This window comes from Streptomyces sp. 2114.4 (assembly GCF_900187385.1).
Taxonomy (GTDB): domain Bacteria; phylum Actinomycetota; class Actinomycetes; order Streptomycetales; family Streptomycetaceae; genus Streptomyces; species Streptomyces mooreae.
The window spans coordinates 4,192,729-4,218,381 of record NZ_FYEY01000001.1; the positions used below are offsets into that span (position 1 = coordinate 4,192,729).

Annotated in this window: 27 protein-coding genes and 1 tRNA gene; 20 read left to right on the top strand and 8 right to left on the bottom strand. The window is 69.8% G+C overall.

Annotated elements, in window-relative coordinates:
• Positions 1-78 precede the first annotated feature (78 nt).
• A complete protein-coding gene (locus CFW40_RS18375) occupies positions 79-687 on the bottom strand; it encodes an ATP-binding protein (RefSeq protein WP_256331409.1) in 609 nt (202 codons plus the stop codon).
• Positions 688-827: 140 nt separating this feature from the next.
• Entirely contained in the window at positions 828-1,673 is an 846-nt protein-coding gene (locus CFW40_RS18380; protein ID WP_088798926.1) for a glycerophosphodiester phosphodiesterase, read from the bottom strand.
• Between the two features lie 623 nt (positions 1,674-2,296).
• On the opposite strand from CFW40_RS18380, the gene CFW40_RS18385 reads away from it, so the two are divergent.
• The 9 genes from CFW40_RS18385 to CFW40_RS18425 all read left to right on the top strand — a co-directional run bounded on the left by CFW40_RS18385 (position 2,297) and on the right by CFW40_RS18425 (position 10,452).
• Positions 2,297-3,808: a S1C family serine protease gene (locus CFW40_RS18385; protein WP_088798927.1), complete on the top strand. Its 1,512-nt coding sequence runs from the start codon at positions 2,297-2,299 to the stop codon at positions 3,806-3,808.
• A 54-nt stretch (positions 3,809-3,862) separates the two neighbouring features.
• Positions 3,863-3,949, top strand: a tRNA-Ser gene (locus CFW40_RS18390).
• A 372-nt stretch (positions 3,950-4,321) separates the two neighbouring features.
• On the top strand, positions 4,322-5,764 hold the full coding sequence (locus CFW40_RS36700; RefSeq protein ID WP_088798928.1) for a hypothetical protein: 1,443 nt from the start codon (positions 4,322-4,324) through the stop codon (positions 5,762-5,764).
• A gap of 177 nt (positions 5,765-5,941) precedes the next feature.
• On the top strand, positions 5,942-6,190 hold the full coding sequence (locus CFW40_RS18400; protein WP_088798929.1) for a hypothetical protein: 249 nt from the start codon (positions 5,942-5,944) through the stop codon (positions 6,188-6,190).
• Between the two features lie 530 nt (positions 6,191-6,720).
• Complete coding sequence (locus CFW40_RS18405; protein ID WP_088802202.1) at positions 6,721-6,954, top strand: cold-shock protein; 234 nt, start codon at positions 6,721-6,723, stop codon at positions 6,952-6,954.
• A gap of 201 nt (positions 6,955-7,155) precedes the next feature.
• The gene (locus CFW40_RS18410) at positions 7,156-7,464 is read left to right on the top strand and encodes a hypothetical protein (RefSeq protein ID WP_143034554.1); all 309 of its coding nucleotides are present in this window, start codon (positions 7,156-7,158) and stop codon (positions 7,462-7,464) included.
• 953 nt (positions 7,465-8,417) lie between these two features.
• The gene (locus CFW40_RS18415) at positions 8,418-8,843 is read left to right on the top strand and encodes a DUF4186 domain-containing protein (protein WP_088798931.1); all 426 of its coding nucleotides are present in this window, start codon (positions 8,418-8,420) and stop codon (positions 8,841-8,843) included.
• A 220-nt stretch (positions 8,844-9,063) separates the two neighbouring features.
• Entirely contained in the window at positions 9,064-9,555 is a 492-nt protein-coding gene (locus CFW40_RS18420) for a GNAT family N-acetyltransferase (RefSeq protein WP_088798932.1), read from the top strand.
• A gap of 135 nt (positions 9,556-9,690) precedes the next feature.
• Complete coding sequence (locus CFW40_RS18425) at positions 9,691-10,452, top strand: class I SAM-dependent methyltransferase (protein WP_088802203.1); 762 nt, start codon at positions 9,691-9,693, stop codon at positions 10,450-10,452.
• Between the two features lie 200 nt (positions 10,453-10,652).
• Here the strand turns inward: CFW40_RS18425 and CFW40_RS18430 are convergent, their stop codons facing one another.
• The gene (locus CFW40_RS18430) at positions 10,653-11,660 is read right to left on the bottom strand and encodes a bifunctional DNA primase/polymerase (RefSeq protein ID WP_088802204.1); all 1,008 of its coding nucleotides are present in this window, start codon (positions 11,658-11,660) and stop codon (positions 10,653-10,655) included.
• Between the two features lie 837 nt (positions 11,661-12,497).
• On the opposite strand from CFW40_RS18430, the gene CFW40_RS18440 reads away from it, so the two are divergent.
• From CFW40_RS18440 to CFW40_RS18470, 7 genes are all read left to right on the top strand, one after another.
• Positions 12,498-12,803: a hypothetical protein gene (locus CFW40_RS18440; RefSeq protein WP_088798934.1), complete on the top strand. Its 306-nt coding sequence runs from the start codon at positions 12,498-12,500 to the stop codon at positions 12,801-12,803.
• A 226-nt stretch (positions 12,804-13,029) separates the two neighbouring features.
• Positions 13,030-14,304, top strand: a complete 1,275-nt coding sequence (locus CFW40_RS18445) for an acyl-CoA dehydrogenase family protein (protein WP_088798935.1) — start codon at positions 13,030-13,032, stop codon at positions 14,302-14,304.
• On the top strand, positions 14,304-15,317 hold the full coding sequence (locus CFW40_RS18450; RefSeq protein WP_088798936.1) for a bifunctional MaoC family dehydratase N-terminal/OB-fold nucleic acid binding domain-containing protein: 1,014 nt from the start codon (positions 14,304-14,306) through the stop codon (positions 15,315-15,317). Before CFW40_RS18445 ends, CFW40_RS18450 begins: the two co-directional genes overlap by 1 nt.
• A gap of 1 nt (position 15,318) precedes the next feature.
• Positions 15,319-16,707, top strand: a complete 1,389-nt coding sequence (locus CFW40_RS18455; RefSeq protein ID WP_088798937.1) for an acyl-CoA dehydrogenase family protein — start codon at positions 15,319-15,321, stop codon at positions 16,705-16,707.
• Positions 16,694-17,086: a MaoC family dehydratase gene (locus CFW40_RS18460; protein WP_088798938.1), complete on the top strand. Its 393-nt coding sequence runs from the start codon at positions 16,694-16,696 to the stop codon at positions 17,084-17,086. The genes CFW40_RS18455 and CFW40_RS18460 overlap by 14 nt, the downstream gene beginning before the upstream one ends.
• A complete protein-coding gene (locus CFW40_RS18465) occupies positions 17,083-18,249 on the top strand; it encodes a lipid-transfer protein (RefSeq protein ID WP_088798939.1) in 1,167 nt (388 codons plus the stop codon). Before CFW40_RS18460 ends, CFW40_RS18465 begins: the two co-directional genes overlap by 4 nt.
• Positions 18,250-18,408: 159 nt before the next feature.
• On the top strand, positions 18,409-18,942 hold the full coding sequence (locus CFW40_RS18470; RefSeq protein WP_088798940.1) for a SigE family RNA polymerase sigma factor: 534 nt from the start codon (positions 18,409-18,411) through the stop codon (positions 18,940-18,942).
• Positions 18,943-18,965: 23 nt separating this feature from the next.
• On the opposite strand, the gene CFW40_RS18475 is transcribed toward CFW40_RS18470, so the two are convergent.
• A complete protein-coding gene (locus CFW40_RS18475; RefSeq protein WP_088798941.1) occupies positions 18,966-19,670 on the bottom strand; it encodes an FMN-dependent NADH-azoreductase in 705 nt (234 codons plus the stop codon).
• A gap of 130 nt (positions 19,671-19,800) precedes the next feature.
• On the bottom strand, positions 19,801-20,646 hold the full coding sequence (locus CFW40_RS18480; protein WP_088798942.1) for an AraC family transcriptional regulator: 846 nt from the start codon (positions 20,644-20,646) through the stop codon (positions 19,801-19,803).
• A 49-nt stretch (positions 20,647-20,695) separates the two neighbouring features.
• On the opposite strand from CFW40_RS18480, the gene CFW40_RS18485 reads away from it, so the two are divergent.
• A complete protein-coding gene (locus CFW40_RS18485; RefSeq protein WP_088798943.1) occupies positions 20,696-21,064 on the top strand; it encodes a cupin domain-containing protein in 369 nt (122 codons plus the stop codon).
• Positions 21,065-21,217: 153 nt separating this feature from the next.
• Here the strand turns inward: CFW40_RS18485 and CFW40_RS18490 are convergent, their stop codons facing one another.
• The 3 genes from CFW40_RS18490 to CFW40_RS18500 form a co-directional block, all read right to left on the bottom strand.
• Positions 21,218-21,847 carry a GNAT family N-acetyltransferase gene (locus CFW40_RS18490; RefSeq protein WP_088798944.1) on the bottom strand — a complete coding sequence of 210 codons (630 nt, stop codon included), beginning with the start codon at positions 21,845-21,847 and terminating at the stop codon, positions 21,218-21,220.
• Positions 21,848-22,028: 181 nt separating this feature from the next.
• Positions 22,029-22,298: a DUF397 domain-containing protein gene (locus CFW40_RS18495; RefSeq protein ID WP_088798945.1), complete on the bottom strand. Its 270-nt coding sequence runs from the start codon at positions 22,296-22,298 to the stop codon at positions 22,029-22,031.
• A complete protein-coding gene (locus tag CFW40_RS18500) occupies positions 22,289-23,143 on the bottom strand; it encodes a helix-turn-helix transcriptional regulator (protein ID WP_088798946.1) in 855 nt (284 codons plus the stop codon). The genes CFW40_RS18495 and CFW40_RS18500 overlap by 10 nt, the downstream gene beginning before the upstream one ends.
• Before the next feature lie 111 nt (positions 23,144-23,254).
• Between CFW40_RS18500 and CFW40_RS18505 the strand changes: the two genes are divergently transcribed.
• The 3 genes from CFW40_RS18505 (at position 23,255) to CFW40_RS18515 (ending at position 25,600) form a co-directional block, all read left to right on the top strand.
• Positions 23,255-23,668 carry an ATP-binding protein gene (locus CFW40_RS18505; RefSeq protein ID WP_088798947.1) on the top strand — a complete coding sequence of 138 codons (414 nt, stop codon included), beginning with the start codon at positions 23,255-23,257 and terminating at the stop codon, positions 23,666-23,668.
• Between the two features lie 353 nt (positions 23,669-24,021).
• Positions 24,022-25,032 carry a helix-turn-helix domain-containing protein gene (locus CFW40_RS18510; RefSeq protein ID WP_256331408.1) on the top strand — a complete coding sequence of 337 codons (1,011 nt, stop codon included), beginning with the start codon at positions 24,022-24,024 and terminating at the stop codon, positions 25,030-25,032.
• Positions 25,013-25,600: a Uma2 family endonuclease gene (locus CFW40_RS18515; protein WP_088798948.1), complete on the top strand. Its 588-nt coding sequence runs from the start codon at positions 25,013-25,015 to the stop codon at positions 25,598-25,600. The genes CFW40_RS18510 and CFW40_RS18515 overlap by 20 nt, the downstream gene beginning before the upstream one ends.
• Positions 25,601-25,653 lie beyond the last annotated feature (53 nt).

Sequence of the window (25,653 nt, forward strand, 5' to 3'; positions counted from 1 at the left end):
CTGCCGCCCGCACGCCGGTGTGTCCCGGCCCGGACGCCGCCCCGTCACAGCCGGGCCTCGGCGTGCCGCTGCCTGACGCTACGTCAGGTCGTCGAATTCCGGGAAGGCCGGACCCAGCGGCAGGCCGCCCCGCACGCCCGCGCCCGTGGAGAGCGAGGGCGGCAGATCGGGCAGCAGGTCCACGCGCGTAGCGAACGCGCCTTGCAGGGAGAGGGCCGCCCAGACCGTGACTTCGCCGGTGACCGTGTCGCGCACGCCCCAGTCCTTGGTGAGCGACCGGATGATCGCCAGTCCGCGGCCGCCGCGTGCCGTGACCGACGGAGTGGACGGAAGGGGGCGGGTCGGACCGCCGCCGTCCGTGACCGCGACGGTCAGCCGGCCCTGCGCATCGATGCGCCAAGAGGCCCGCACGGATGCCGCGGGGGCGTCCTTCGCGTCGGGCGTGACGGATGCGCCGGGCGGTACGGAACCCGGTGATCCCTGTTCGTATATCGGACGCGCATGGCGACACGAATTGCTCAACAGCTCCGACAGGACGAGCACCGCGTCATCGACGACGCTGTCCTGAACTCCACTTGCCAACAGCTCTTCACGCATGCGTCGCCTGGCCATGCCCACACCCACTGGACCATGGGGTACGGCCATGATCGACGACGTCGGCACCTCTTGTGCCACCACCAACGCCACCCCCGAGACCTCCTTTGCCCCACGCCACGGGATGAATGCCCCAATGGACTGGACCGGAAACCGGCCAAGCGGCACACAGTGACGCACTGGACATAACCGCATACGGCCCGAATGCGCCGGTGCACACCCTGTGAGGAGCTTTAGCCAAGGCCGAGTTGCTTACGCACCTGTTTGGGGCGGTTCGTAATGACCGCGTCCACGCCCAATTCCCGGCACAGCTCGACATCTTCGGTGTCGTTGACGGTCCACACGTGCACCCGGTGGCCGGCCCGGTGCGCCCTGGCGACGTACTCGGGGTGCGCCCGGAGGATCCGTATCCCCGGGCCCGCGATGCCGACGCCGGGCGGGAGCCGGCCGTCGCGGAGCCGCGGAGTGAGGAACTGCATCAGGTAGACGCCGGGGATGCCGGGCGCAGCGGCCCGTACGCGGTGCAGCGAGCGCGCCGAGAAGCTCATGACCCGGACCGGGGAGGTCCAGTCGGTGCGGGTGGCCGGTCCGGTGTGCCCGAACCGCGCGAGCAGTTCGACCAGCCGCTCCTCCACCTGCCCGGCCCAGCGGGTGGGGTGTTTGGTCTCGATGGCCAGCTCGACCCGGCGGTCGGCGTCGGCGACCAGCTCCAGCAGCCGCTCCAGCGTCAGTACGGAGGTCCGCTCGGGGTCCTCGTGCTGCCGGTCCGGTGCCTCGTTCGCGGACCCGTCGTCCTTCCAGGAGCCGAAGTCGAGCGTGGCCAGGTCGGCGAGCTCGAGGGCGGAGACCGAGCCGCGCCCGTTCGAGGTGCGGTTCACCCGCCGGTCGTGGACGCACACGAGGTGGCCGTCCGCGGTGAGCCGGACATCGCACTCCAGGGCGTCCGCGCCGTCCTCGATCGCTCTGCGGTAGGCGGCGAGGGTGTGCTCCGGGGCGTCCTCGGAGGCGCCGCGGTGAGCGACGACGGAAATGGCGGGACGGCCCGGACGGCCGTCCTGGGCGGGGCGTGCATAGGTCACCGCGTTATCGTGCCATCCACCGTCGCCGGGCCGCCGGGCGCGTACCCGGTGTGCGGAACCGGGGATGCGCCGGTTTTGTCCGGCATAAAGGATGAGGTGACAGTCACAGCCTTGGCTTACGGCGCTCTGACGCGTGGTGGGAAAGGCTGGGAAGGGAGACTCGCCCGTACCGTCCGGCCCGTAGTGCCGGCCGGACCTGCGGACCGGGTCTCGCGACAGCCGGGAGGTGCGGACCGGGCCTGCAGTCATGGCCCGCGGACCCTGCTCTGCGGACTCCGATCCGTGGACGGGACTCGCCCGTACTGCCCGGATCCTTGATGCTGGAGTACCGGGTCCCCCGTCCGGCAAGGGGGAACCGCACGACCGGAGGGCCCGCCGGGCCCGCCGGACCGAAAGAGACAACCGGGAGGCCCACGGGTCTCCCACCGCACCAACCGCACCACCCGGCGGACCGCACGGCCCGCCACGCACCACCCGGACGCACCCCCAGGGTCCGGCCGAACCGCAAGCCCCGGAAGAAACGGCCCGCCCCGGACCCTCAGAGTTGGCTGAGGCTCCGGGCGGAGGGGACACCCTCCCGCCGGGCCGTGGGCGCCGACAGTCGTGAAGCTGAGGAGAGAGCTGTGAGCACCGAGAACGAGGGAGCCGCCGTCCCGTCGGAGGCCAAGCCGCCGACCGGGCCGCAGCCGGACCGCGCCTCCGCGTCCGCCTCCGGCGCCCGGACTCCCGGCGTCCCGCCCGCGGCGCCCCCGCCGCCGGAGTTCGCACCGACCGTCACCTCGGCCGCCGGACCCAACTTCGACGAACCGGGCCGGATGCCGCCGTACAGCGACGGACGCCGCCCGCAGCCCGGCTACGGCCACCCCGGCGACGACCCGGCGGACGACCGGACCAGCCAGTTCCCCACGTACTCGGCGGCCGGCCCCGGAGCGGGTGCCGGCGGCTGGGGCCAGCAGCCCCCCTACGGTGGCGGCGGCGACCCCTGGGGCACGACCGGCAGCCCCGCCCCCAAACGGCGCAACGGCGGCCTGATCGCGGCCGTCCTGGTGGCCGCGCTGGTCGCGGGCGGTATCGGCGGCGGCATCGGCTTCTGGGCCGCGGGCCAGAGCGACAGCGACTCGACGACGGTCTCCGCGTCCGGCGACCCCGGGGCACTGAACCGCAAGCCCACCTCAGTCTCCGGGATAGCGCAGAAGGCGCTGCCCAGCGTCGTGACGATCGAGGCGCAGGGTGCCGGCGGCGACGGCGGCACGGGCACCGGCTTCATCTACGACAAGCAGGGCCACATCCTCACCAACAACCACGTCGTCGCCAGCGCGGCCGACGGCGGCAAGCTCACCGCGACGTTCTCCAACGGCAAGAAGTACGACGCCGAGGTCGTCGGCCGTGCCCAGGGCTACGACGTCGCCGTGATCAAGCTCAAGAACACCTCCGGCGCCGCGCTCAACCCGCTCCCGCTCGGCAAGTCCTCCAATGTGCAGGTCGGCGACGCCACGATCGCCATCGGCGCGCCCTTCGGCCTGTCCGGCACGGTCACCACCGGCATCATCAGCGCCAAGGACCGCCCGGTGGCCTCCAGCGACGGCGGCGGCTCCAGCGCTTCGTACATGAGCGCCCTGCAGACGGACGCCTCGATAAACCCCGGTAACTCCGGCGGCCCCCTGATGGACGCCGCCGGCAATGTCATCGGCATCAACTCCGCCATCCAGTCGGCCGGCAACGGCGGCGGACTGGGCGGCGAGTCCCAGCAGTCCGGCAGCATCGGCCTGGGCTTCGCCATCCCCATCGACCAGGCGCGACGGGTGGCACAGGACCTGATCAAGACCGGCAAGCCGGTCTACCCCCAGATCGGCGTCCAGGTCGGCATGCGGGACACCGGCAACGGCGCGACCATCGCCCGCACCGGCAACAACGGCTCCGATTCCGTCACCCCGAACGGCCCGGCCGACAAGGCGGGCCTCAAGCCCGGCGACACCATCACCAAGCTCGACGACACGGTCGTCGACAGCGGCCCCACCCTCATCAGCGAGATCTGGCAGCACAAGCCCGGCGACCAGGTCACCCTGACCTACAAGCGCGGCGGCAAGGAGCACACCACCCAGGTCACCCTGGGCCAGCGCACGGGCGACAAGTGACGCGCTAGTCTGATCCCGCGACACCCAAGCGCCCCGCGCGCCGCGGTGCCGCGGGGAGGCTTGCCCGAGCGGCCTAAGGGAACAGTCTTGAAAACTGTCGTGGCGGCAACGTCACCGTGGGTTCAAATCCCACAGCCTCCGCTGTGAAGCACAGCGAATGGGCCCCTGACCAGGTATTTCCCGGTCAGGGGCCGCTTGTTTCCCCATGCCGTTGATCCGCGGCTGACGGCTTTGGCCGTGTGCGGCCGCTCCGTGGTGGTGGGCGGCAGAGGCCGTCGTAGGTGCTGGTCAGCCGGAAAGCTGCTGGTGTCGGTGCCGCCGGCGGAGCCCGGTTTGCCACCGATCCCGTAGGAGTGGGCGTCGGTGGCGAACTGCTGACCGCCGATCCAGTTCGCCGCGTATGCGGCGGCCGGCCCGTACGCCGCAGGGCCACGCATCCACGCCCGGACGCGTGGCCTTCTCTCATTCCCGCGTCCGGCCCCGACGCTCGGGGCGTTGGGTGAGACTGCCCGGATGCTCGATCTGATAGCAGTGGTGTTCAGGGCGCTGGTGGTGCTGGCGTTCTGGGGGTTGGTCACGGGAGTCGTCGGTTTGCCGGCGTTTGTGATCTTGCGGTTACTCGACCCTGGCGACCGGTGGCGCGTCCGCGCGATGGTCATGTTCTTTCGCGCCCGCGTGGTGGCCCTGGTGATCCGGGGGTGGGTGAGAGTCGTACATGAGGCCGTACGGGTCCGCGCGCGGTCAACCGGGCGATACCTGGCGTGGGCCCGCCGAGGGTTCGGCCCAGCTGCGGATCGGCTGTTCCCGCGGTCGTACGCGGTGCGCACGGCGGTGGCGCGGTGGTACGAATCCATCCCGGGGGCCCTGCTCTTGTACGTCGTCAAGGCGTACGTCTTGCTCCAGGTAACCCTGAACGCCGGTGCGCTGGTGACAGGCCTGACGCGGGGAACGGTTGACCTGTGGGAGAGGAGCGGTCAAGCGGCGGAGGCGGCCGAGGCGCACGGTGCCATCATCACTCGCGTGGACACGCCGCCCGACGTCGTCAAAGGGGTCGGGGGCGGGGGCATTGATCCGCTCGCATCGATCGTGGCGACGTTGCGAAGGATGGTCGAGGCCATCGCAGATACGGCCACGCCGTATCTGCCGGCGCTTGCTGATCCACTGGGCCGGCCCAGAGACGCCGCAACGGCCGTGGTGGCGCTGGTCCTGACGGTGGCGGCCTTCATGGCGGTGCGGGCGGTCCTGGTCGCGGTTGGGTTCCTGGCACCTCCCACCCGGTACCAGCAGGCGAAGAAGACGGCGCACCTGGACCCCACCCCGCGGTTCGCGGCAGCACGGAAACTGCTGAGCCTGCGGGTGGGTGAGGCCAGGAGGAACCGGCCCGTGGTGGACCTGGTGCGATGCCTCGCCCGGGTGGGATACGCGCGCCGGCACTATCTCCGGATGGCCGAGATCCGTGAGCCCTTGGCCGCCCCGCGGGTGCACCTGGCAGAAGCCGAGCGGGTGGTGTGGTCGGCCTGGCGTACGCGGCATACGGCCGTGCGGGGTGTTCAGGCGGCCCGGTTCAAGCGGCACGCGGCCGATGTGGTGGGTGCCCTGCGGGCCGTGGAAGCGCGGCAGGACTCCGATGCGGACACCAAGGCGGTGTTCGATGAGATGGCGCGGCTGTTGGCCAAGATTGCCGAGCGGTACGCCCAGGGCCGCACACTGGCTCTGTTGGACCCGGACGACCTGGAGGGCGTCACGGCGGCCGTGAACCGGGAATGGGTACGGCTGGTGATCCTGGGCGCCGGTGTATGCGGGGTGGCTGTGGGCGGTGCGTTCCTGGATCTCCCCGACCAGGTGACGGCCCAGGTGACGGGGGTTTCTGCGCTGGTCTTGGTTGCGCTCCTGTACGGCGTCCGGTTGGCGCCCACGGACCTCATGGACGTTGTGCGGGGCCAGAGCCGTAAGTAACCGGGAGCCGGTTGGGGCCAGAGAGCGGCTCACACCTCACGGAGCCGGGAGACGGTGCACACTGTCCATCTCCACCGGTCGTTGTCGTCGAGGTCGGCAAGAGCGCCGAGTGCGCGTCGCTCTTGCCGACCTGTTTTTCGAGAAACGACTTTACGCGGCAGCGCATGCGCTGAGGCCATGGTCAGGGAAGAACCGTACGGCGTTTGGTCGTTGGACGGTTTCAGTAAGCAGGACGAGTTCTTGAGTACGCAGCGCGCCATCAGCCGGGAGCAGATCATCAAGCTTCGCGAGGTGATCACCCCGGATGTCGACGATCCCTGGATGACCGACTGCTACCACGTGCCTTTCGACGTCTGGACAGCGGTGGAAGAGATCCTGCAATGCGGCCCGCTTGATCCATGCCTTGATTACCAGATTTCCGCTTGAACTGGGTGCAGTCCGCTCGCTGACCTGGCGTAACCAACAGGGACAGCGGGCGGCAGCGGCCGTGCGCGCTCAGTTGGAGCTTGGTGGTGAACCCGCCGCGTGAGCGACCCAGGCCCTCACCTCCCGCACCACCTGCGCCAGGCAGGCGTACAGGGCCGGCCACGGCGCCTCGTTCTGACGTTCCGGCGTTTCGGCCCCTTTTTGAGGCGGGCCACGGCGGTGGATCAGTACGAGCGCCCGCCGCGTGCTGATGTGCGCGCACGATAGTGGAGTCCACCGAGATGTCCCAGTCGATTTCACCCACCTCATCCTCTGTCGCCTGGACCTGCTGAAGTAGGCGTCCTGACCCTCACCGCTCTGACAGGTGGCCGCGCCCGTCGGATCTCGGGTATGGCAAGCCTGCTGACCCTCTGATAACCCGGTTCGGCAATGTGCCGATCAACGGGCAGATCAAGCGATGGGCAGTTACCTCAGCCCCGGCCGAGCACGCAGAGATCCTGGGGCGCTGGGAGTTGTTCACCAACATGCGCATGCTCACCGCCCTCGCAGCCTTTGGCCTGCTGAGGCGTGATGAGGAAGGCCGGGGTGTGCTCGACTCGCCTGAGACGCCCGGTGGCTGCTTTGGGCACTTCTCCGACATTCAGATGACCGGCTTCCGCACGCTGGCGCCCGGACAGCAAGTCGACCTCACCTGGGAAGCCCCCGGCTTCAAGCAGGGCGGGTACGACTACCGCGCGCTGGCCATCGTGCCTCGGCTTGCCTGACATCTACGCCTGGTATCTGCACCTGGCAGCTACACCTGACATCAACGGCGGCGTACGTCCACGGTCCTCCGCAACCCGCTGGGCCCTCACGCCCTGCACTCCGGTTGCCCGGCGGATCGCCGTACGGTGAAGATCGTTTGCGTGACGACTCCGCGCGGCGGGCGGCTGGAGGAGGCGCATCTTCCCCCTGAAGGAGCTTCGATGAGCAATATGAACACCCCCTCACCTGTGGGCCCCAAGACCCCGGAGGAGGCCGTGGAGATGGCTCGCCCCCACTACGGCTGGCGTCGGCCCGACGGCAGTGCCGGCGGGCTGATCGCCCGGGAATTCAGCCACGGGTACATCATCCTGCCGGACCAGTTCCCGCCTGCCGCCTCGCCCTCTCAGCCGGCGCCCGCGGTGGGATGCGCTGTCATCGACAAGGAGGACGGGAGGATCATGCACCTCCCGTACATGGGAGTGGAGGGAACTGCCCAGTTCTACCTGCAGCAGCGCGGACCACGGGGCTGACGAAGCGGGTGGGGCTCGCCAGCGTGCCGCAAAGGAGATAGGAAGTTTGCTGAGGTCAATTGAGGCCTATCGGGGCGTGTCTCTCAGTTGCGAAATTTGCAGGGTTGGTCAGGGGGAACAGTGTATTTGTGGTGGAGCGCTTCGGAATATGCTTCAGCCAGTGGACAAGCTGATCTGACGTCTAGCGCTATGGGGATTAGCCGGTGAGGCGCCTGGCTCAGCATGCCGTCGTCGGGTCTGCTCTGTTGCTGGCATGCGTGGCATGTGCGTCAGGGGAGGGTGAAGGTAATCGTTCTGCCCTCCCCGCGTCGGATTCCGCTAGGCCTTCGCGGCTGTATCGGCTTCCAGCGGTCGGCCTGCCGGACGATCCGCTGTCCGAGCAGGACATCTCGCTGGAACCGGAGAAGCGGAGGGTGGTCGGGGAAGTCCGCAATGGGGACGACCGGATCATCGTTTACGTCGCGGGGCGGAAATGCGGTCTGGCGACGACTCGTGACGGCGACCAGAGGAATCTTTCCATTCACGTGCTCAGTGCTTGGCCGAAAGATGGTGCTCAAGGTGCTGAAGGCGTTCCCTATGGGCCCTACTCGGATACTTCGGCCAATGGAGCGGGTGGCACCTGGGCTTCTCTTTCCTGTGGGAAGGATGCGATGGTGGTGAAGTTCTTCTCTCCGAATCTCTCCAAGGCTTCGAAATGTCGGGGTTCGCTTGATGTCGTCAAGGCGACGAGCGCGGAGGGTTCTGTGTCCATTGTTGTAGGGGAGAGAGGGGTCAGAGAGAAGGTTAGGGCTGCTCTTCAGTCTCACTCGTGAGCCGTGAATTGTGAGTCGGGAAATGTGAGTCGTGGGTCCACTTGACGGACGTCGACTCGGGTTGCTTATCGTGGCTTGTCGGTTCGAGCGGCCTCGGTCATAGGGTGGTAGGGAAGCGCCGTCTTTCCTGGGAACCCATTGATGTCTGATCCGCTGCCTCGTTCGCTTGATCAACGGTTGGATGCCCTTGCGCGGCATCCGTTTCGTGCGAAGTTTCATCTGCGTGGTCGTGAGCGGGCCACCGCCGAGTTGAGCGGGCCGGCCACGATGCGGTGGCACGCTTACGACATCGTTGCCAAGCGGCTGGCACCGGCCGAGCCGTACAAGGACGGCAAGCAGACCCCCTACCGCGGCCACCCGGTCTTCGTCGCTCAGCACGCGACCGCGACGTGCTGCCGCGGTTGCCTCCAGCGCTGGCACCAGATCCCCAAGGGGCGGGAGCTGAACCGTGCGGAGCGTGCGTATGTGGTGGGCGTGATCTGCCGTTGGATCGAACGCGAGGTGGCGGGTGGGGGATCCTCGGGCGCGGGGCCTTCGGGGGAGGAGAGTCCTGGCGGTAATTCTTGAATCATTGCCTGACTCATTTCTGGCACATTCTTAGCGGTTAGCTCCTGGCGCCTTCCGGAGAGGGGGGGAAGTCTTTCTCGTCTGTCAGGGTCGGGAGGATTCTGGGCAGTTTGGCGATGGGGTTTTTCTTGTGCGGTAGAGTGGTGACGGGAATGGAATTGTGAATTTCGTCGGGATTCGGGAAAGGGGAGAGGTCGCCGTGGGCGCGCGTAGGGCTGGGATGGTGCGTGGGGCGCTGCGGGGGAATGTGGTGATACGGCGGGCCGAGGAGCGGGACGCGGGGCGGCTTACGCGGCTGGTGCGGAGATCCCGGGCTTATGAAGGGCGCTATTCCTCGATGGTTGAGGGGTATCGGGTGGGGCCGGATTACATCGTGGCGCATCGGGTTTTTGTCGCCGTGGAGGCGTTCCCCGGTGAGGAGGGCGGTGGCGAGCGGGTGGTGGGGTTCTATTCGCTGGTGGTGGAGCCGGCCGAGCTGGACTTGATGTTTGTGTCGGACCAGGCGCAGGGCTGCGGCATCGGACGTCGGCTGGTAGAGCACATGTTGGGGGAGGCGCGGAGCGCCGGGATCGACAAGGTGCGGGTGGTTTCGCATCCGCCTGCCGAGGGCTTTTACCGCAGTGTGGGCGCCAGGTTGGTCGGAACGGTGCCCGCGGATCCGCCGGCGGTGAGGTGGGACCGGCCGGAGCTCGAATTTGTGGTGGGCGATTAGAGGGAGAGGAGGGAGGGGCGGGAGAAGGGGGAGAGAGGGAGAGGGGCAGAGGGGGAGAAGGCCGGGGGTGCGCACCGGGGCGCGGTCCGGAGTAAATCGGTGGCCAGGCGGGCCCTCGGCGGTGAGTGTGGGGGGATGACGCGATCTTTTGAGGAGTTGGTGGCCGAGGCCGATGCCGTGTCGGTCGAGGGGTGGGACTTCTCGTGGCTGGCGGGGCGGGCTACGGAAGAGCGGCCCTCGTGGGGCTATCAGCGGGCGATGAGTGAGCGGTTGGCGCGGGCGTCGGCGGCGCTGGACATCCAGACGGGTGGCGGTGAAGTGCTCGCCGGGGCAGCGAAGCTACCGCCGGTGATGGTGGCGACAGAGTCCTGGCCGCCGAATGTCGCCAAGGCCACGGAGCTGCTGCATCCGCTCGGCGCGGTCGTGGTGGCCGACGCGGATGAGCCGCCGCTGCCGTTCGGCGATGCGGCGTTCGACCTGGTGACGAGTCGTCATCCGGTGACCGTGTGGTGGGAGGAGGTCGCCCGGGTGCTGCGGCCCGGGGGCACGTACTTCTCCCAGCAGGTCGGACCGGCGAGCGTGTTCGAGCTGGTCGAGTACTTTCTGGGGCCGCAGCCGGAGCACGTGCGGCGGGCACGTCACCCCGAGGATGCGCGCCGGGCGGCGGAGGCGGCCGGCCTGGAGGTGGTCGATCTGCGTGCGGAGTCGCTGCGGACCGAGTTCTTCGACATCGGGGCGGTCATCTACTTCTTGCGCAAGGTGGTGTGGATGGTTCCCGGGTTCACCGTGACGCAATACCGGGAGCGCTTGCGGGAGTTGGATGAGGTGATCCGGACGGAGGGTGCGTTTGTGGCGCATACGACCCGGTTCTTGATCGAGGCGGCGCGTCAGAGCTGACCGCTCGTGCCGTCCTTCTGCTGTCCCTGTCCCTGTCCCTGATCCCGTCCCCACCCCGTCCCTACCCCGTCCCCGGCCCGTCCCTGCTCTGTTCCTATGGCCCCTCCGCCGCCTTCCTCTACGGGGCCGGGCCGCGCTCCTTCCCCTACGGGTTCCTGCGCCCCAGCTCCCCTACGGGTTCCCGGGCCCCGCTTCTTCCCCTACGGGCTCCCGCGCTTGCCGCCCCCCTGCCGGTGGCGGGCTGCTGAGGCGATCGTGGCGCGTGCCTCCTGTGCTGACAGGCCGGTGTGGCGGGCGGCCTCCGTCAGCCGGGCGGCGAGTTCCTGGCCGAGGCCGGACTCGTCGGCGCGGCAGGCGGCCCAGAAGAGGCGGGCATTGCGCTGGCCGGCCGGGGAGGTACGGACGAAGCGTACGAGCGCCGCTGCGGACTGGGGCGGGACGCCGGGCGGGGGCTCGCGGCGGGCGGACGGGGGCGGGGCCGTGAGGAGCGCGAGCAGGGTGTTCGGTACGGGGGCGGGACGCCGGGGTGCGTCCGGCGCCAGGGTGTAGTGCCCGCGGACGGTGAGTGAGCCGGGGCCCACGAGATAGCCGCCTGCGCCGCGGACGTCGATGCCGGGCGCGAGCCGGCCGGCCGAATTCGCAATGACGGGGGACGGCGGGCCGGTGAGCCAGAGGTGGCGGCCGCCGCTGGGGGTGAGGACCGTGATCGTGGGCGGGATCGGGAAGCCGTGCTGTTCGGCGAGGAAGCGGAGGGCGGTCAGGCCGTCGGCGCCGTGCTTGGTGTCGAGGTCGATGCCGATGAGGTGGTGCGGGGGCCGTCCGCAGGCGAGGCCGTAACCGGTGGCCCAAGGGGCGGCGGCGAACATGCGGCGGATGGTGAGCGGGTCCGTACTCGCGTCGTGTACGCCGTGCCCGAGCCGGCCGCACTCGCCGCGGCAGGTCGGGACCTCGGGGTGCCCGCGGTGCGGGGACCGGAGGGCCGGAAGTTTGTTGCGGGTCAGTGGGAAGACGGGATAGCCGCGTTCGGCGGCAAGGAGGGCGTGGGCGAGGGCCGCGGCGTGCGCGTCTGTGGCGTGCGCATCCGCGGGCCCCGTGGGGTCATGGGGCCTGGTGAGTCCGGTGCGCCCGGCGCCGCCGGTGGGGTGGAGGGCGAGGGGAGGCGGCTCGGGACGGTCCTCCGGCGGTGCGTCGGGCCGGTCCTCGCTCAGCGGCTCGGATCGGACCTCCGTCGGTGGGCCGGCCGACGTCCCGGTGTCCGGTGGGCCTACGGGTTGGCCGGCCTTTGGTGTGCGGGCCGGTGCGTCGGCGTTCGGCGGGCCGGCCGGTCTGCCGGTGTTCGGTGTGCAGACCGGTGTTCCGGTGGCCGGCGGGGCGGTCGGTCTGCCGGCTGGTGTTCCGGTCGGTGTGCCGGTCGGTGTGCCGGTGGGGCGTCCATGGCGGCGGTGCAAGGCCATGGATCTATTTTCGTACGAATGTTCGACGATGGGAAGGGGGGCGTGCGTGAACCGGTTCGCGCGCCGGTTGTGGTGGCCGGGCGTGTAGGGCGTGCGGACGCGTGGCGGGCGGGACGTGGTGGGGGTGCTGTGGCGCCGACGGGCCGCCGACGGGGAGGTTCGTGCGCCGGCCGGGGTTTACCCGGGCTTCCTCATGCTTGCGGGGGAATCGGCTCTTCGTGGCGGGTTCGCCGGGGATTGATGGGCAAGCCTGAGTGCGCGACGTCGAAGCGAACGTCGTGGCAGTTGGCCAACTGTCCGGTGAACAAGCGGAGTTCCATCGATCCAAGCAGCCGGAGCAGCCCGGAGCAGTGGAAGCAGCCCGAGCAGCCCGAGCGGCGGGAGCAGGCCGAGCAGCCCGAGCAGCCCGAGCAGCCCGAGCAGCCCGAGCAGTACAAACGATCCAAGCAGCCAGACGATCCACAAGCAGCCCAAGCGACTCAAGCGACTCAAGCGATCCGAGTGGTCCGAACGATCCAGGTAACCCGACCGATCCAAGCGATCCCAGCGGCCCGAGTGATCCAGTAGTCGTGTTCCGTAGGAGGAAGAGACATGGCACGTACCCGCACCGCCCGCGTCATCGCCGTTGCTGCCGCACTGCCTTTCGCGGCCGCACTCTTCACGGGCGTGGCGCAGGCCGACAACGGCGGCTTCGCGACGGGTGGGTCGAGCTCGGCGGCGACGAGTCAGACGGGAACCGGTGTCGGGGGCAGCAACTCCGGTAACGCCACCACCGGTCAGCAGGTCGCCAATGGCGCCGGCGCCTCCAATCAGAACAACACCGCGAGCGTGAACGGCTCCGGCCCCACGCGTATCGACCAGACCAACGCCACCGTCAACTTCACCAACCTCTGGTGACCTGGCCCGCCGTAAGGGGAGGCGGCGGCTGACCGAGGGGTGATACGTCAGGGGCGGCACGGAGAGAATGGGGCTTCTCCGGGGTTCACTGCGCCGACCTTGACAGCGAGCGGGTTTCTGACGGACAGTCAGAAACCCGCTCGCTCGTTCGTGCGCCGGGACCCTGCGTTCGTCCGCCGGGGCCCTGTGCACCGGACGTACGGCCACCAGAAGGGGAGCCGCCGACGTGCACCTCGCCCCCACCGCGCGCCAGGAGCAGCTGCGCACCGAACTCCGTTCGTACTTCCGCGAGGTGCTGCCGGACGGGCCGGTCGAGGACCCCGTCCAGCAGCGGGCGGTGCTCCGCCGGATCGGCGCCGACGGCATGCTGGGACTGGGGTGGCCGACCGAGTACGGCGGGCAGGGCCGCGGCGCCGACGAGCAGTTCGTCTTCTTCGACGAGGCGTATCGCGCGGGCGCCCCCGTCTCGATGGTCACCCTCAACACCGTCGGCCCGACCCTGATGAAATACGGCACCCGGCGCCAGAAGGACTACTTCCTGCCGCGCATCCTCAGTGGTGAGCTCGTTTTCGCGATCGGCTATACGGAACCCGAGGCCGGCACTGACCTCGCCGCGCTCCGCACCCGCGCGACCAGAGTCGTGACGGGAGGGGCGGCAGGAAGGGCGGCAGGAGGGGCGACGGGCGGGGCGACGGGCGGCGCGACCAGAGACACGGCGAGAGGGACGGCAAGAGCGACGGGCGATGGCGACGACCACTGGCTGATCAACGGCGCCAAGAGCTTCACCAGCAACGCCCACCGTGCCGACTGGATCTGGCTCGCCTGCCGCACCGACCCCGACGCCCCCCGGCACCAGGGCATCTCGATCATCCTCGTGCCCACCGACGCCCCCGGTTTCTCCTGGACGCCGATCGAGACGGTCGGCGGGCTGACGACCACTGCCACCCACTACGACGACATCCGCGTCCCGGCGGGGAACCTCGTAGGGGAGGAGAACGCCGGCTGGCGACTGATCACGCACCAGCTCAACCATGAGCGCGTGGCATTGGCGGCGATCGGTATGCAGGCCGAGGACGCCTTCGAGGCGGCGCTGGCTCATGCCCGTACGCCGGATGCGGTGACCGGTGAGCGGCCCGCCGACCGTCCATGGGTGCGGTCCCGGCTCGCCGAGGCGCACGCCCGGCTGGCCGCCACCCGGCTGCTGAACTGGCGGTTGGTCGGCGACGTGGGCGCCGGGACGCTCGGGCCCGGCGACGCCGCCGGCGTCAAGTTCGCCGGGACGGAGAGCGCCGTCGAGGTCTACCGGATGTGCCAGGAGGTGGTGGGCGACGCCGCCCTGGTGCGGGCCGGTTCGCCGGGTGCCTTCGGGGACGGCGAGCTGGAGCGGATGAACCGCGCGGCGCAGATCAACACCTTCGGGGGCGGCGTGAGCGAAGTCCAGCGGGAGATCGTCGCGTCCATGCGGCTGGGGATGCGGCTGGGAAAGCGGAGAGGGCGGTGATGAGCCAGGTGCAGCTCACCCACGAGCAGCTCAAGGCCTACGAGGGCCGGCCGACCGGGACCGCCGGCGTGGGAAAGGACCTGGTCAACGAGCCGATGATCCGGCACTGGTGCGAGGCCGTGGGCGACGCCAACCCCGCCTACCGGGGGCCGGACGCCATCGCTCCGCCGGCCATGCTGCAGGTCTGGACGATGGGTGGCCTCTCCGGCCACACCGACCGCTCGGGGGCGTACGGCGAACTGTCCGCGCTGCTGGACGGCGCCGGGTACACCTCCATCGTCGCCACCGACTGCGAGCAGGAGTATCTGCGGCCGCTGCGCCCCGGTGACCGGGTCACCTTCGACGCGGTGATCGAGTCGGTGTCGGAGCGCAAGACCACGAAGCTGGGAACCGGGCACTTCATCACCACGCGGATGGACATCCGCGCGAACGGCGAGCCGGCCGGCACCCATCGCTTCCGGGTCCTCAAGTACGCCCCGGAGGTGCGGGACCCCAAGACGGCCGGGCGGACGCGGACACAGGCACCTCAGCAGTCGGATGTTGCCGACCAGAAGCCGCAAGCAGCGCAGCAGCCCCGAGCCCGGCGGCCCCGCCCCGTCGTCAACCGTGACAACGCCGGCTTCTGGGAAGGCGTTGCCGGGCACCGGCTGCTGATCCAGCGCTGCGCGGAGTGCCGGACGCTGCGTTTCCCCTGGTTGCCGGGGTGCAATGGCTGCGGGTCGGCGGAGTGGGACACCGTCGAGGCGAACGGCGCCGGGACGGTCTTCTCCTACGTCGTGATGCATCACCCGTCTTTCCCGGCCTTTGCGGCGCCCGAGCACTTAGGGGAAGCGCCCGGCCCCTACGCGGTCGGGCTGATCGAGCTCGCGGAGGGGGTGCGGATCGTCAGCAATGTCGTGGGCGTCCCCGCCGACAAGGTGCGGATCGGGATGCCGGTACGGCTCGTGTTCCTGCGCGTCGACGAGGAGTTGGAGCTTCCGGTCTTCCGCGCGGAAGAGGGCGGTGAGGGGTGACATGGACTTCACTCCCACGCCGGAGCAGGCGGCGGCCCGCGAGCTGGCGGCGCGGATATTCGGTGACCTGTCCACGCCGGAGCGCCTTGCCGTCTGTGGCGGTGGCACGGACGCCGCGCTGTGGAAGGCCCTGTGCGCGGCCGGTCTGCCGGGCGCGGTGGAGGAGACCGGCCTGCTCGGGCTCGTGCTGATGCTGGAGGAGCAGGGGCGTACGACGGCGCAGGTGCCGTTCGCGGCGACCTGTGTGTACGGGCTGCTGGCGATCGGCGCGCACGGTGGCCCGGAACAGCGGGCGCGGCTGCTGCCCGCGCTGCGGGACGGCGACGCGATCGCCACCGGGGCGTTTCCGGCGCGGCGCGGCGGTGTACGGGCCGAGCGTACGGAGGACGGTACGGGGCGGCTGACCGGCACCGTCCCCGTGGTGCCGTGGCTGCGCGAGGCCACCCATGTACTGGTGCCGGACGGGACGGCGCGGACGCTGTGGCTCGTACGCACCGACGACGCCGGGGTACGGCGGGACCCGGTCGAGACCACCGCCCCGTGGTCGGCGGGCCGGCTCGTTCTGGACGACGCGCCCGCCGAAAGCCTGAACGGGCGAGCCGTCTCCCCACGGCGAGGCGCCGTTCACCGGCCGCAGGCCACTCTCGCCGGCACCCACGCCGGGGCCGACCCCGATGCCACCCCTCATGCCGGGGCCGACCCGGAGGCCACCCCTCATGCCGGGGCCGACCCGGAGGCCACCCCTCATGCCGGGGCCGACCCGGAGGCCGACCCTGATGCCACCCCCGACCCCACCCCCTACGCCGACGTCCTCGCCCTGGCCCGCACCGCCTTCGCCGGCCTCCAGGCGGGGGTCTGCGCCGGCTCCCTGGCCCGGGCGGTGTCCCACACCACCACCCGCGAGCAGTTCGGCCGCCCGCTCGCCACGAACCAGGGGGTGCAGCTCCGCGCCGCCGACGCCTGCATGGACACCGAGGCCATCCGCGTCACCGCCTACGAGGCGGCCTGGCGCAGGGACGCGGGCCTGGACGCCGGGCCGCATGCGCTGACCGCCGCCTGGTGGGCGGCCGAGGCAGGTACCCGCGTGGTGCACACCGGTCAGCATCTGCACGGCGGCATCGGCGCCGACGTCGACCACCCCGTCCACCGGCATTTCCTGTGGGGGAGACAGCTGGCCGGGTACCTGGGTCCCGGGGCGGAAATCCTGGACGAATTGGGGGACTTGCTGATGTCACCACCTAGGGGCGTGGAAGACCGGAAAGAGCCCCGAGCGAGAAGACGACCCGAAGAAGAAGCAGACCGGAAAGAGCCCTGGGCGAGAAGACGACCCATAGGAGAAGCAGACCCAAAGGAGAAGGAGACCGGGAGGAGGCCGGATGAAGGCCGGTGACGAACTGCCGACGCTCACCATCCCCCTCACCCGCACCCTGATCGTCGCCGGGGCGATCGCCTCCCGCGACTACCAGGACGTGCATCACGACCCCGAGGCGGCCCGGGAGAAGGGCTCCCCGGAGATCTTCATGAACATCCTGACCACCAACGGACTCGTCGGCCGCTACATCACCGACCACTTCGGGCCGCGCTGCACCCTGCGCAAGGTCGCCATCCGCCTCGGCGCCCCCAACTACCCCGGAGACACCATGGTGTTGAGCGGCACCATCACCGAGGTGACGGACGGTACGGCGGTGGTGCGGATCGTCGGCGCGAACGGCATCGGCCACCACGTCACCGGCACGGTGACCGTCAGCCTCCCGGAGGGCACGGCATGAGCGTCCACCGCCCCGACTCCCTCGGCGGCCGGGCCGCCATCGCCGGGATCGGCGCGACCGAGTTCTCCAAGGACTCCGGCCGCAGCGAACTGAAGCTCGCCGTCGAAGCCGTACGCGCGGCCCTCGACGACGCCGGCCTGACCCCCGCGGACGTCGACGGCCTGGTCACCTTCACCATGGACACCAACCCCGAGATCACCGTCGCGCAGGCGGCGGGTATCGGTGAGCTGTCCTTCTTCTCCCGGGTCCACTACGGGGGCGGCGCGGCCTGTGCCACCGTTCAGCAGGCGGCCCTGGCGGTCGCCACCGGCCTCGCCGAAGTCGTCGTCTGCTACCGCGCGTTCAACGAGCGCTCGGGCCGCCGCTTCGGCTCCGGCGTACAGCAGCGCGAGCCCACCGCGGAGGGCGCGGCGCTCGGCTGGAACCTCCCCTTCGGCCTGCTCACCCCCGCCTCCTGGGTCGCCATGGCCGCCCAGCGCTACCTCCACACCTACGGGCTGACCCCGGACGCCTTCGGCCCGGTCGCGGTCACCGACCGCCGTCACGCCGCCCGTAACCCGGCCGCGTACTTCTACCGCAAGCCCATCACCCTCGCCGACCACGCCGCCTCCCGCTGGATCGTGGAGCCGCTGCGGCTGCTGGACTGCTGCCAGGAGACGGACGGCGCCCAGGCGATCGTGGTGACCTCGCCCGAGCGGGCCCGCGCGCTGCCCCACCCGCCGGCGCTGATCACGGCCGCGGCGCAGGGCGCGGGCCGCGCCCAGGAGCAGATGACCAGCTTCTACCGCGACGACCTGACCGGCCTCCCCGAGATGAACGTGGTCGCCCGCCAGCTCTGGCGCACCGCCGCCCTGACCCCCGCCGACATCGACGTCGCGATCCTCTACGACCACTTCACCCCCTTCGTGCTGATGCAGCTGGAGGAGTTCGGCTTCTGCGCCCCCGGTGAGGCCTCGGACTTCGTCGCCGCGGACACCCTCCCCCTGAACACCCACGGCGGCCAGCTCGGCGAGGCCTATCTGCACGGCATGAACGGCATCGCCGAGGCCGTCCGCCAGCTCCGCGGCACCTCCGTCAACCAGGCCGGCAGCCCCGCCCATGTCCTGGTCACGGCCGGAACCGGAGTCCCGACGTCGGGGCTGATTCTGGGCGCGGACCGCTGAACGGGCGGCGCGCGCCACGACCCCGGACCCTAGGGGACCTCCGGCCCCCGTCCCCCCAGAGTAGGTAGAGCCGGCTCCACCCCTACAACTTGAGAGGGATGCCGCTTCGGCACCTGGGGGCGATCCGCCCGACCCGCCGTCGCTTCTAGCGTGGTCCACATGACCACGCCAGTGTGCACCAGCGCTTCGACCGCCGCTGTGTTCCCGACGTTCTCGTCCTATGTACGGGCCCGGGGGCCGGTCCTGCTGCGCACCGCGCGGTCGCTGTCCACCAACCCGAACGACGCCGAAGACCTCCTCCAGACCGCCCTGACCAAGACCTTCGTGGCCTGGGACCGGATAGAGGACCACCGCGCCCTGGACGGCTACGTCCGCCGCGCGCTGATCAACACCCGCACCTCCCAGTGGCGCAAGCGCAAGGTCGAGGAATTCGCCGTCGACGAGATGCCGGAGCCGGACCCGCTGCCCGCCCCCGACCCGGCCGAGCTCCAGGGCCTGCGCGACGCGATGTGGCGCGCGGTGATGCGACTGCCCGCCCGCCAGCGGGCCATGGTCGTCCTCAGGTACTACGAGGACCTGAGCGAGGCCCAGACCGCCGAGGTCATGGAGGTCTCGGTCGGCACGGTCAAGAGCGCCGTCTCCCGCGCCCTGGCCAAACTCCGGGAAGACCCGGAACTGGCGATGATCGCCTGAAGCGGTGGTGTGGCCCTCGCCGCCTACGGGGTCGCCTCGGTCTCCGGCCGGGTCGATGCCAGCGCGGTGACCTCGGCTCGCGCCGCGGCCAGCGAGCTCGCCGCTGACGACCGGAAGCGTGCCAGGTGCGGAACGAGGCCGGCCATGGTCATCTCAGCGCTGACGAAACGTATGTCCTCCTGTGCCACCCCTTGCTTGCCGAAGTACGCCCGCAGGTACGGGGTCTGAAAATCCCATGCCTCCCGGGGAGTTCCCGGTCCGTAGGCACCGCCCCGCGTACTGATCACCACCACCTTCGTCCCCTGCAGCAGGCTGTCCCCGGTGTCCGGGTCAGTGAACGCCCCGGGGAAGCCCACCCGGTCAATCCACGCCTTGAGCGAGGCAGGTACCGAGTAGTTGTACATCGGGGCACCGATCAGCAGGGTGTCGGCCTCCCTCAGTTCGGCGATCAGCGGGCTGGTCAGCGCCCACGCGTGTTTCTCGGCCGGAGTCTTGATCAGCGTGTCCACTCCTGCCGGCGAGACGAGGCCGTGTCGCTCCACTCGTCGGCCGAGCGAGCAGTAGGCGGTGTCCAGCGGCGGAACCGGGTCGGCAGCCAGGTCCCGGTACCGATATCCGGCCGGGCCGTGCACAGCCCGCCAGGTGCGGGCGAACAACGCGGTCAGCTGCCTGCTGACCGATTCGCCGGAACGATGGGCGCTGGAATCCAGGTGCAGCAAAGACGTCACCGGTTCTCCCGTCACTTCAGTTGCGTTGCGTTCGTCATGAGAGGTGACGGAGCCGGACAGGGAAATGTGACCGGTGGACGGGCGTGAGGGGTGGTCACGCGATACGGCCACGGTGCAGACAGCGGGACTGTCATGTTTCGGGCCGGCTCTCCCACCCGGCCGCATAGCGCGCCGGTGTCGTGCCCACATGGCGGGTGAAGTGCCGGTTCAGATGGGACTGATCATGGAATCCCAGGGCGGTCGCGACCTCCGCCGGACGCCTGCCGTCGAGCAGCAGCCCGCGGGCCCGCTCGATGCGCTTGCCGGTCAGGTAGGTGTGCGGCGGCAGGCCGTAGGTCTGCCGGAAACAGCGGATCAGATGGGTGGGGTGTGCGTGCAGGACGGCGGCGGCCTCCTGCAGGGACAGGCCGGTCGGCAGACGGGCATCCAGCAGCTCCCGTAAGGCGGCGGCCAGGCGGTTCGCCTCGCGGCCAGGCGTACGCGGCGGCTGGAGCGCGTCCAGGTGGAAGTGCAGCCGCTCCCGGATGAAGGCCAGCCGCGATGCGGCTTCGAAGGCGTCGCCCGCGTGCACGTCGCCCGCGTGGCCGAGGGACGTATGCAGCTGGTGGATGCGATGGCGCAGCAGCGCATCGCCGAAGACCGGGCCGTCCACCGCGCGGCCGGTCAGGCCCTCGGGGAGCATGGCCGCGTCGAGGTAGAGCACACGCTTGCGGAAGCCCGCCGCGGTGACCGTCCTGCCGTCATGGGCTACACCGGGAGGCAGCAGGACGACCGTGTCGGAGCCGGTCACGCCATGACGGTGGCGGTCACAGGCGAAGTCGACCGCCCCGTCATTGAGGATCATCAGGGCCCAGGTGTCATGGGTGTGCGACGGGTACGCGTGCTCGGTGAAGTGCGCGTGGAAGACCTCGGCGATGCCCGGGACGGGCGGCCGCCAGGCGCTGATCGTCTTACGGGGCGGGCCTCCTCCTGTCATGCCAGGAACGTACAAGACCGCCGGAGCACGGGCACGGCAGTCTCAAGGCATGACCCACTCTCCCGCTCCCGTTCATCTCACCGACAAGCTCTCGCAGTTCAGCGACCTGTGGTCGCAGAAGAAGATCGCCGACCTGAACGACTACGAGGTCAAACTCGCCAAGCTGCACGGGGAGTTCGTCTGGCACACGCACGAAGACACCGACGAACTGCTCATGGTGATCAGTGGCCGGCTCACCATCCAGCTCAGGGACGGTGATGTGGTCCTCGGCCCCGGCGAGCTGATAGTCGTTCCCCGAGGCGTCGAACACTGCCCGGTGGCCGAGGAGGAGACCGCCATCCTTCTCTTCGAACCGGCCGGCACGCTCAACACGGGTGACGCGGGCGGCCCCAGGAGCAAGGCACCCGAGGCCCTTTGACACGTCGGCGACCCCGCCGCGGCCTTCTTCCGCGGTGGAGTGAGCCATTGCCGACGATCTGACCGCAGTGGGGTGAAGCCCGGAGAGGCGACTGTCCGGGGGCTGGTGGCGTCTGCGGATTCGGCCACCCCCACGTACGGCCATGCTCCTGCTTCAGGGCCGGTAGCTGCACTCCGCCAGCGTCGTGTGCTTTTTCCAGCCCAGCGTCTCGTACAGCGCGCGCCCGGCGTCGGTCGCGCCCAGAACGCCGAGGACCGCGCCCGTCTCCAGGGCGCGGTCGGCAAGCGTGCGCATCACGAAGTTGCCCAGCCCGCGACGCTGATGGGCCGCCTCGGTCACCATCCGGTCCACGACCACAGCTTCCCCGAGGGATGCCATCTGCCCCTGGGACGCCAGCTCGCCCGCCGCATCCAGCACCCGAGCGTAGGTGACGGCTCCCATGGTCTCCACGGTCGCGGTGTACCCCGCAGGCGCGACCGGGTCCGTGGCCATCAGGTCAACGGCCATCAGATGGCCGGCCTCCTCCATCACCCACCCCTGAGGCAGCCAGGACTCGATCTCCTCGGGCTCCGCGGGCATCTTCATCCAAGTCCGCGGCACGGACACCGAGGATGCGGCGCTGCGAACCAACGACTCCTCGGCCTCGGGCAGGACATGGCGTCCCACTTCGTCGGGGTTGCCGGCCACCTCGATGTAGAGCCCCCAGGGCTTCTTGACAGGCGGAGGCGTCCGCCGGGACAAGGCCCAGCCCGCCACCCAGGTCATGACTATGTCCGCAACCATCAAGCCCTCCCGAAGCTGTGGCCGCCTCAACGGCCAGGTAATAGGCAGCAGCCGGGATCACACATTACGCTGCGGTGCAGTCCGCGGCATCTGTTTTGCCGGGGTGCAGATCCTGAAGGGCCGGGGTGAAAGATCCCAAACAGCACTGCTGAGCAACCGCCACCAAACAGCAGCCGTGCGCTCAACCCCCTTCGACGGCAAACGCGACGAAGTCGGCCCATGCGGAGGGCCGGAGACGGAGCTGAGGGCCGTGGGGGTTCTTGGAGTCGCGGATGCGGATGGTGTCGGGGGTGGTGGCGACTTCAAGGCATTCGTTGCCGTTGCCTTGGCCGCTGTAGCTGCTCTTGGTCCACGCGACCTCGACGCACTCGTTGCTGTCACTGTCGCCGCTGTAGCTGCTCTTGAACCACGACAGCTCGCGGCCGGTCCCGATGGAGGGCTTCAGAGGCATGTCTCTCCCAGCACTTTCTCGATGAAGGCCAGTGACTCCCGGGGCGTGAGAGCCTGGGCCCGGATGATGCCATAGCGCAGCTCAAGGACCTGGATCTCCTTCGGGTGGGAGACGCGACGATTGCCGAACTGCCCGTCGGAGTGGCCCACAACTGAGCCGTCACCGAACTTGAGCAGCTGGATCCGGCCGCCCATACCTGCGTGGTCCTCGCGGTCCGTCGGCATTACCTGGATCTCGACGTTCCGCAACTGGCCCACTTCCAACAATCGTTCGAGCTGCCGACGCAAGACCATTGTGCCTCCGAGAGGACGGCGAAGCGTCACCTCTTCCTGGACAAAAGTGAGGGCAGGGGCGGGCGTGCGGTCGAAGATCGACCGTCGCGTCACTCGCGCGGCCACCTCGCGATCCACCTTGTCCTGGGGCCAGGCGGGCCGTCGCATCTCGAACAGCGCCCGCGCGTACTCCTCTGTCTGTAAGAGCCCGTGCAGGTTGTGGCTGCCGTATGCCCCCAGCTCGACTGCCTCGGCCTCCCACCTCGTCAGGTCCCGCACCTTCTTCGGATACCGGGCCTGCTCCACATCCTTCTTCATCGCGGCGACCTTGCCGCCCGCTCCCAAGACCTCATCGGCCTTGTCGAGGTATTCCGGGCGCGGGATGCGGGTGCCGCGCTCGATCTTGTAGATCAGGTTCTCCCCGTACCCGACGGCCGCCGCGAACTCGGCTGGGCGTAGCCCTGCCGCCTCCCGCCACAGCTTCAGCTGGCGCCCGACCGTCTCCACGGCCGCTTGTGCGTCGTCTTCCGGATCGAGTTCCCAACCCCCGTCTTCCGCACCGTCAACATTCATCCGCTTCCACCTCCTGGACAGCAGGGACGCCTCTGGACAACCCGTGGACATCACCATGAGTACTGGCGTCATCACTATTCAGCGTAAGCACGCCCGACCACGCTGAGTGACATGAATCAGGAAATCGCCGAGTACAAGCTCCAGTTCAAGGTCCAGCTCTCCGCCACCCGCCGGGGCGCGCGCCTCGCACGGCTCCTTGCCACCGAACAACTCCGGTCCTGGGGTCTGCCGTTCGAATCCCCGGCCCACGTCATCGCCGAGCTGGCCGCGAACGCCGCCACGCACGGGTGCGTACCGGGCCGCGATTTCCGCCTTGCCGTGCTGTCTGACGCGGACACGCTCCGTATCGAGGTGACGGACGCGCGCGGTGACGAGCTTCCGGCCCCCCAGGCGTCAGGTCTACGGGAGTCGGGTCACGGACTGGTTCTGGTCGAAGCGCTTGCCGACCGCTGGGGTACCTGCCGGGGGCCATTCCCGTGCAAGACGGTCTGGGCGGAATTCGACCTGCCGATGTGGGGCCGATGAGACCCGGGGGAGGGAGGGGAGACGACTGGCGGCCCGTCAACCGGAGGCCGGGAAGCCGGACGCCGGGAAGCCAGGCGTCGGTGTGCCGAGCGCCGGGGGTTCGGCCCGTAAAAGATCCATCACCCCAGGTAGAGAAACCTCTCCAACCCAGCCCAACCCAGCCCGACCCACCCCGGCGCGCCCCGCCGTCACTCGCTTGGGTGATCCATGACCGGAAGGCTCGCCTCCGCTGCCCTCGCCCATGCACTCTCGGCAGCAACAACCCCAAAATCCCGCACACATGCGACGGCCCCCGGCCGGGACTGGCATCCCGATCGAGGGCCTGACCAACGAGGAAGACCGAACCCTTCCCTATGGCTGAGCAAAAGCTTAATGCGCCTGCGCGCGCCCAGTACGAGATTCGGCGATCCCCGGCCGGCGTCCGCAAGGTCACCGAGTACCAGGACTCCGGCTACACGATCGTCGGCAACCACCTCACCCAGCACCGGTCCCTGTCCGGCCTGGCGATCGGGCTCGCCGCCCACATCCAGTCGCTGCCCGAGGGAGCGCCGGTCGACATCCGTTCGCTGGCCAAGCGCTTCCCGGAGGGACGGGACCGGATCGCCGCCGCCTTACGGGAGTTGGAGGCGAACGGCTACCTCGAACGGGTCAGGCGGCGCACCGATGACGGGCGGATGGTCACGCTCACGCTCTCGTACAACAACCCGCAGGCCACCCGCGCCCGCCGCGCCCGCGAGGCCGCCGAGCAGGCCAAACGCCGCACGGCCGTCGAACCGCCCCCTCCCGCGCCGGACCCGGCCCCCGTAAGGCGGCCCCCGCAGCCGGACCCCGCGCCGAGGCCTTCCCCCGCACCGCCTTCCCCCGCATCACACCTACCGGAGCCCGTGGCCCGCGCGCACCACGCCCCCGCCGCCGCCCTCCTGGCGAACCTCCGCCGCGACGACCCCCGCCTGCTGCTCTCCGTACGGGACATCAACCGCCTCACTCCGCCGGTCGCCGCCTGGCTGGAACGCGGCGCCTCCCCGGACGCCGTACGCAACGCCCTGACCGCGGGCCTCCCGCCCGCACTCCGCCACCCGGCGGCCCTGCTCGCCCACCGGCTCACGGAAGCCCTGCCCCCACCCCTCCCGGCGGCACCCACACCGCCCTGTGCCCCCAAGCTCCCGGCCCCACCACCGCTCCGGACCTGCGACGGCTGCGAGCGGGCCTTCCGTGCCCCCGCCCCGGGCCTCTGCCGCGACTGCCGCCACCCAGAGCCCCAGAGCAAGGAGCCGCCCAGCATGAAGCTGAGGACTCCGATGGGCACGCCGGCAGAGATGCCGACAGAGATGAGGAGCGAGCGCCATGACGATGGCCCCCGATGACGCGCAGCGGGACGCCCTTCTCTACCAGACCATGCGGGAGTTCGTTCAGTCGATGGCCGACACCCTTCCAGGAAAGTTCGAGATCACGAAGGAAGGGATTGTTCATGACACGAGGGCGCCTGTCGGGCCGCACGAGTTGACCACACTACGAATCCGTAAACGCCTCGAAAAGGTGATGCCGGAACTACTGGTGGCCCATACGGGGACTCCCGACGTGGAGAGCCAGGCCGAGGGCATCATGCGTCACCCCGATGTCATGGTGATCGCTGAGACGGACATGGAGGTCGAGGGGGCCTTCGATCCGCGTACGCTCCTCGCCGCCATCGAAGTCGTTTCCCGTTCCAACCCGGACAATGACTGGGTGAGCAAGATGCGCGACTATCCCCTGCTGGGTATCCCCGTGTATGCGATCTTCGATCCGCGTACGGGCTCGGGTGCGGTGCTCTCCGATATCCATCCGACCCCGAGCGGCCCCCGCTATGCGACCCGTAAGGAATTCGTCTACGGCGAGGACGTCACCGTCGGTGAGTGGACCATCACGACGCAGGACCTCCCGCGTTACGCGTAGCTCCGGGAGCCTCACCTCTACAGGGACGTCAGCGCATCGTCCGGGCGCGCTGT

Coding starts and splice junctions, on each gene's coding strand:
- CFW40_RS18495 (WP_088798945.1), bottom strand. CDS start 22,298: ATGCCTCTGAAGCCCTCCATCGGGACCGGCCGCGAGCTGTCGTGGTTC.
- CFW40_RS18465 (WP_088798939.1), top strand. CDS start 17,083: ATGAGCGTCCACCGCCCCGACTCCCTCGGCGGCCGGGCCGCCATCGCC.
- CFW40_RS18510 (WP_256331408.1), top strand. CDS start 24,022: ATGGCTGAGCAAAAGCTTAATGCGCCTGCGCGCGCCCAGTACGAGATT.
- CFW40_RS18420 (WP_088798932.1), top strand. CDS start 9,064: ATGGTGCGTGGGGCGCTGCGGGGGAATGTGGTGATACGGCGGGCCGAG.
- CFW40_RS18500 (WP_088798946.1), bottom strand. CDS start 23,143: ATGAATGTTGACGGTGCGGAAGACGGGGGTTGGGAACTCGATCCGGAA.
- CFW40_RS18440 (WP_088798934.1), top strand. CDS start 12,498: ATGGCACGTACCCGCACCGCCCGCGTCATCGCCGTTGCTGCCGCACTG.
- CFW40_RS18490 (WP_088798944.1), bottom strand. CDS start 21,847: ATGGTTGCGGACATAGTCATGACCTGGGTGGCGGGCTGGGCCTTGTCC.
- CFW40_RS18515 (WP_088798948.1), top strand. CDS start 25,013: ATGACGATGGCCCCCGATGACGCGCAGCGGGACGCCCTTCTCTACCAG.
- CFW40_RS18425 (WP_088802203.1), top strand. CDS start 9,691: ATGACGCGATCTTTTGAGGAGTTGGTGGCCGAGGCCGATGCCGTGTCG.
- CFW40_RS18480 (WP_088798942.1), bottom strand. CDS start 20,646: ATGACAGGAGGAGGCCCGCCCCGTAAGACGATCAGCGCCTGGCGGCCG.
- CFW40_RS18455 (WP_088798937.1), top strand. CDS start 15,319: ATGGACTTCACTCCCACGCCGGAGCAGGCGGCGGCCCGCGAGCTGGCG.
- CFW40_RS18470 (WP_088798940.1), top strand. CDS start 18,409: ATGACCACGCCAGTGTGCACCAGCGCTTCGACCGCCGCTGTGTTCCCG.
- CFW40_RS18410 (WP_143034554.1), top strand. CDS start 7,156: ATGAGCAATATGAACACCCCCTCACCTGTGGGCCCCAAGACCCCGGAG.
- CFW40_RS36700 (WP_088798928.1), top strand. CDS start 4,322: ATGCTCGATCTGATAGCAGTGGTGTTCAGGGCGCTGGTGGTGCTGGCG.
- CFW40_RS18450 (WP_088798936.1), top strand. CDS start 14,304: ATGAGCCAGGTGCAGCTCACCCACGAGCAGCTCAAGGCCTACGAGGGC.
- CFW40_RS18415 (WP_088798931.1), top strand. CDS start 8,418: ATGTCTGATCCGCTGCCTCGTTCGCTTGATCAACGGTTGGATGCCCTT.
- CFW40_RS18505 (WP_088798947.1), top strand. CDS start 23,255: ATGAATCAGGAAATCGCCGAGTACAAGCTCCAGTTCAAGGTCCAGCTC.
- CFW40_RS18400 (WP_088798929.1), top strand. CDS start 5,942: ATGGTCAGGGAAGAACCGTACGGCGTTTGGTCGTTGGACGGTTTCAGT.
- CFW40_RS18405 (WP_088802202.1), top strand. CDS start 6,721: ATGCTCACCGCCCTCGCAGCCTTTGGCCTGCTGAGGCGTGATGAGGAA.
- CFW40_RS18460 (WP_088798938.1), top strand. CDS start 16,694: ATGAAGGCCGGTGACGAACTGCCGACGCTCACCATCCCCCTCACCCGC.
- CFW40_RS18485 (WP_088798943.1), top strand. CDS start 20,696: ATGACCCACTCTCCCGCTCCCGTTCATCTCACCGACAAGCTCTCGCAG.